Annotated in this window: 3 protein-coding genes; 2 read left to right on the top strand and 1 reads right to left on the bottom strand. The window is 65.7% G+C overall.

Annotation, left to right across the window (positions count from 1 at the left end):
- Positions 1-138: 138 nt before the first annotated feature.
- Positions 139-1770 carry an ABC transporter substrate-binding protein gene (locus ACFXGX_RS11370; protein ID WP_384788186.1) on the bottom strand — a complete coding sequence of 544 codons (1632 nt, stop codon included), beginning with the start codon at positions 1768-1770 and terminating at the stop codon, positions 139-141.
- A gap of 527 nt (positions 1771-2297) precedes the next feature.
- Between ACFXGX_RS11370 and ACFXGX_RS11365 the strand changes: the two genes are divergently transcribed.
- Complete coding sequence (locus ACFXGX_RS11365) at positions 2298-3326, top strand: ABC transporter permease (RefSeq protein WP_384788183.1); 1029 nt, start codon at positions 2298-2300, stop codon at positions 3324-3326.
- 79 nt (positions 3327-3405) lie between these two features.
- On the top strand, positions 3406-5166 hold the full coding sequence (locus tag ACFXGX_RS11360; RefSeq protein WP_384788180.1) for an ABC transporter substrate-binding protein: 1761 nt from the start codon (positions 3406-3408) through the stop codon (positions 5164-5166).
- Positions 5167-5289 lie beyond the last annotated feature (123 nt).

Raw genomic sequence — 5289 nt, 5'->3', positions numbered from 1 at the left:
CTCTGTTTGTTAAACCCCCCGGGGGGGGGCCCGCTGCCCCCCGGGCAACATCGGCCGCGGCCGCGGTTGGCCGACCCGCCCCAGGGGGGCGGGGGGGGGGGGGGGGGGGGCCGGGGGGGGGGGCCCCGCCGTGGCGGCTCAGTTGACGGTGATCTCGTTGTAGACGGGCACGCTGAACTGGTTCAGGGCCACGTTCGAGACCTTGTCCGAGTAGCCGGCGCTGCCGTTCTGGTACCAGAGCGGGATGGCGGCCATGTTGTCCCGTACGACGCCTTCGGCCTGCTGGAAGAGCTTGATGGCCTTGCTGGTGTCGGTCTCCGCGTTCGCCTGGTTGACCAGGCTGTCGAACTGCTTGTTGGACCACTGGCCGTCGTTGGAGGAGGCGTTCGTGTAGTACAGCGGCTGCAGGAAGTTCTGGATCAGCGGGTAGTCCATCTGCCAGCCGGCCCGGAACGGACCGGGCATCTTGTGCTGCCCGATCTGGTTGCGGAAGTCGGCGAAGGTGCCGACCGGGTTGCCGACGCAGGCCTTGTCGTTGCCGAGGGCGTTGTTGATCGAGTTGCAGACGGCGTCGATCCATTCCTTGTGGGAGCCGGTGTCCGCGTTGTACGTGATCTTGACCTGGCCGCCGGGCAGACCGCCGCCCTCCTGGACCATCTTCTTGGCCTCGGACGGGTTGTAGTCGCAGTACTTGCCGCACAGGCCTTCCTGGAAGCCGCCCTTCTCGCCGAGCACCGGTGAGGTCCAGTCGCTCGCGGGCGTGCGCGTCTTCTGGAAGATGGTGTCGGTGATCTGCTGGCGGTTGATCGCCATGGACAGTCCCTGCCGGACCTTGGTGGCGCCGCTGGTGTTCCACTTCGGGTCGTAGAACGGGAAGGCGAGCGTCTGGATGATGCCGGCCGGGGTGTTGATGTACCGGCCGTTCAGGTCGCTCTTGGCGTTCTTGAGCTGGGCGGCGGGCACGTCGTCGACGAGGTCGAGGTTTCCGGCCAGGAGGTCGTTGTAGGCGGTGTTGTTGTCCGTGTAGACCTTGAGGGTCACACCGTCGTTCTTCGCCTTGTCGTCACCGGGGTAGCCGTCCCACTTCGTCAGGGACATCTGGGAGCCCTTGGCGTAGCTGTTGATGGTGTACGGGCCGTTGCCGATGGGCTTCGCGACCCAGGCGGCGTGGTCGCTGAAGAACGACTTGGGCAGCGGCGAGAAGGCCGCGTAGCCGAGGGTGTCCGGGAACGTCGAGAACTTCTGGGTGAGCTTGACGGTGAACGTGTTCGTGCCGGTCACCTTGAGCCCGGACAGGGTGTCGGCGCTCTGCTTGCCCGTTTCGGGGTGCGCCTTGTCGTAGCCCTCGATGTATCCGAAGAAGTACGCGTTCTTCTGGTTGTTCTTCAGGCTGGCGCCGTAGTTCCAGGCGTCGACGAAGGACTGGGCGGTGACGGCCTCGCCATTGCTGAACTTCCAGCCGTCCTTGACCGTGATCGTGAAGTTCTGCGAGTCCGAGGTCTCGATCTTCTGGGCGAGCATGTCCTCGGCGGCGCCGGTCTTGGCGTTGTACCGCTTCAGCCCGCGGAAGATCATGTCGAGGACCTTGCCGCCCTGCACCTCGTTGGTGTTGGACGGCTCCAGCGGGTTCTGCGGGTCGCCCCAGGAGGCGCTGACGGTGCCGGAGCCGCTGCCGCTGCCACCCCCTCCGCCTCCGCCTCCGCAGGCGGACGCCGCCAGGACTACCGCCGCCGCGCATGCGGCCCATTTGGCGTGCGTGGCTCCACGCATGGAGTGCCTCCTCGAGAGTGCGCTGTGCCGCCGGCGCCGGGGTCGGGCTGGGACGTCCGGCTCCGGTGCGGTGTGCCTTTACGGCCCAATATCTTCCTATATAGGGCAGATCGCACATTTACCCCACCCTTCCGAGTGGCGATCCATCCGGAAGGAGGCACTCCGGACACCCCGTCAAATGATCTTGACCGTCCGCGCAGACGATCTTGACCGTCCGCGCAACAGATCTCCACCGTTCGATGCGGAACTGTTGATTCCAGTGCACGAGATGTACGCATTCCGAGACTCCGGCGTCCGGATAACGAACTCATTGCCCGTTTCGCCCTGTTAGTCCGAATCCGGACACAGAACGGCCACAGTGCGCTACACGCGTAGTTACGCTGAGGTCAAACAGAGGTAAAGAAAGTAAAGACAAGACCAAGGCGACCGAGATTTTATTGACCTTGCATGAATTGCGTTGAAAAAGTCCGGCGTAGCCCGTAGGGAGCGCCCTGCGGAGCCCTTGACCCCCTCGGGCCTGGAGCATCATGACCCCCCCTACTCCATCCGCGGCCGCCCCACTTGAGGTGACCGACGAGACCGGCAAGACCCCGGCCCCGTCTTCCACCCCCAAGGGCTCGGAAAGTCGCTCCCCCGGACGACTCGCCTGGACGCGCTTCAAGCGCGACCGCACCGGTGTCGTCTCCGCGTACATCGTGGTGTTCTTCTTCGTCATCGCGATCGGCGCGCCGCTCATAGCCAAGCTGTACGGGAAGAACCCGTACACGACCTACGCCAGCCAGCGCCCGGAACTCCTCGACGGCTTCGCCTACCCGTCAGGCCCCAACGGCGGGATGAGCTCGGAGTTCTGGTTCGGCATCGAGCCCCAGCTGGGCCGGGACGTCTTCACCTTCCTGCTCTACGGCATCAGGACGTCACTGGGCATCGCGGTCGCCGCGACCCTGCTGACCACCGTCATCGGCGTGATCGTCGGCGTCACGGCCGGCTACCTGGGCGGCAGGACCGACTACTTCGTCGGCCGTGTCATCGACATCCTGCTGTCGTTCCCCTCGACGCTCTTCTTCATCGCCTTCATGCCGGTGGTGTACGGGCTGTTCGTCGCCCCCGACGAGAACATCCCCACGTCCCTGCGGGCCGCGTCCCTGATCCTTGTCCTCTCCGGCTTCGGCTGGGCCTCGATCGCCCGACTGCTGCGCGGCCAGGTCCTCGGACTGCGCGAGCGCGAGTACATCGAGGCGGCCAAGGTCACCGGTGCGTCGTCCCGCCGCATCGTGTTCAAGGAACTGCTGCCCAACCTGTGGACTCCGATCATCATCCAGTCCACGCTCATGCTCCCGGCGTACGTGACCGCGGAAGCCGGTCTGGCCTTCCTCGGCGTCGGCATCATCGACCCGACCCCGGACTGGGGCGTCATGATCCAGCGCGGCGCCCAGTTCTACACCGAGGACCTCACCTTCATGCTCTTCCCGGGCCTGTCCATGGTGATCTTCGTCCTCGCCTTCAACCTGCTCGGCGATTCGGTGCGCGACGCGCTCGACCCGAAGTCCAAGCGGTAGCCACCTGCTCCACCCGGCCGATTCAGTGTCGTGCGGCCTGACCATCTGTCCCGATCGTCCCTTTAAGGCAGGATCATCCATGTCGTTCTCACGTAGAAACTTCCTGATCGCCACCGGCGTGGTTGCGGCGTCGTCGTCCGTGCTGACCGCCTGTGGCGGCAGCGGCAGCGACAACAAGTCGAACCGCAAGGCTCCTTCGGTCAGCGGCTCCAAGACCCAGGAGATCCCGGTCGGCACCAAGGCCGACTCCACCGGCCCGGCGCCGGAGGTCAAGGGAGCGGTCAAGGGCGGGACGATCTACTCCCTCGACCAGTTCGACATGGACCACCTGGACCCGGCGCAGATCTACGTCTCCACCGAGGGCGCCATCACGGTCCCGATCCTGCGCGGCCTGACCGGCTACAAGATCGACGACAAGGGCGGCGCCACGCTCATCGGCGACGCGGCCACCGACGCCGGCACCACGAAGGACGGCGGCAAGACCTGGACCTTCACCCTGAAGGACGGTCTGAAGTGGGAGGACGGCTCGGAGATCTCCTCCGACGACCTCCGCCACACCTTCGAGCGCCTCTTCGCCTCCTTCGTCACCGAAGGTCCCCGCTACGTCCAGCAGTGGCTGGTCGGCGGCGACAAGTACAAGGGCCCCTACGAGGGCAAGAAGCTCGCCTCCATCGAGGTCGACGGCAAGACCATCACGTTCCACCTGAACGAGGCCCGTGCCGACTTCAACTTCACGCTCGCCATGCGCGGCTACTCCCTGGTGAACAAGAAGAAGGACACCAAGGAGAAGTACGACAAGCGCCCCTTCTCCTGCGGCCCGTACAAGATCGACAGCCGCAGCGTCGGCAAGTCGCTCACCTACGTGCGCAACGAGCACTGGGACCCGGCGACGGACGCGATCCGCAACAACTACCCGGACAAGTACGTCTTCCAGTTCGGCTTCGAGCTGCTGGCCTCCACCGACCGCTACGTCGCGGACTCGGGCAATGACCAGTACGCGATGTCGATCTTCAACGAGGTCGCACCCGAGCGCATCGCCCAGGTGCTCACCAACGCCAAGCTGAAGCAGCGCGTCCTCACCGAGGTCGACACGGTCACGTATTACTGGCCGATCAACACGACCCGCATCACGGACGTCAAGGTCCGTCAGGCCATCAACTGGGCCTGGCCGCACCAGCAGCTCCAGACGATCCGCGGTGGCGCCTCCACCAGCGAGCTCGCCAGCACGATCCTCTCGCCCGTGACGCCGGGTTACGCGAAGTTCGACCTGTACGGGGTGACGACGAAGCCCGGCGGCGACCCGGCCAAGGCCAAGGCGCTCCTCAAGGAAGCCGGCAAGGTCGGCCAGAAGCTGGTCATCGCCTACCAGTCCTCCGAGAACGCGGTCAAGTCCGCCGTCGCCATCAAGAACGCTCTGGAGGCCGCCGGCTTCCAGGTCGTCAACAAGCAGGTCGACAAGTCGACCTTCTACACCCAGATCGGCAAGATCGACAACGACTTCGACCTCTTCGCCGCGGGCTGGAGCCCGGACTGGCCGAACGGCTACTCCGTCTTCTACCCCTGCTGGAGCGGCAAGAACATCGGCGACGGCCGCAGCAACTACGCGCAGCTGAACGACGCGAGCGTCAACAAGGCCATCGACGCCGCCGCCAAGATCACGGACGTCGAGGCCGCGAACAAGGCCTGGGGTGCGGTCGACCGCCAGATCATGGAGCTCGCCGCGGTGGTCCCGGACTACCACTCCATCCGTAACTGGATGCACGGCTCCAAGGTCGGCAACGTCACGTACGACAGCGGCAACACCTGCATCGCGCTCTGCAAGCTCTACGCGATGAAGTAAGCCGTACGACCCGTGGGGGGGGGGGGGGGGGCCGGCGCCCCCCCCCCCCCCCCCCCCCCCCCCCCCCCCCCCGACCGCCCCGGAGAGGGGGGAAAGACACCCACCGGGAGCAAGGGGGTGGGG

Origin of the sequence: Streptomyces sp. NPDC059371 (genome assembly GCF_042751995.1) — a bacterium.
In the GTDB taxonomy this organism is placed as follows: domain Bacteria; phylum Actinomycetota; class Actinomycetes; order Streptomycetales; family Streptomycetaceae; genus Streptomyces.
The sequence above is the reverse complement of the archived record's forward strand: the minus strand, read 5'-3'. Positions and strand labels throughout refer to the sequence as shown.

Excerpts from the sequence above, each read along its gene's own strand:
- ACFXGX_RS11370 (WP_384788186.1), bottom strand. The coding sequence starts at position 1,770 with ATGCGTGGAGCCACGCACGCCAAATGGGCCGCATGCGCGGCGGCGGTA.
- ACFXGX_RS11365 (WP_384788183.1), top strand. The coding sequence starts at position 2,298 with ATGACCCCCCCTACTCCATCCGCGGCCGCCCCACTTGAGGTGACCGAC.
- ACFXGX_RS11360 (WP_384788180.1), top strand. The coding sequence starts at position 3,406 with ATGTCGTTCTCACGTAGAAACTTCCTGATCGCCACCGGCGTGGTTGCG.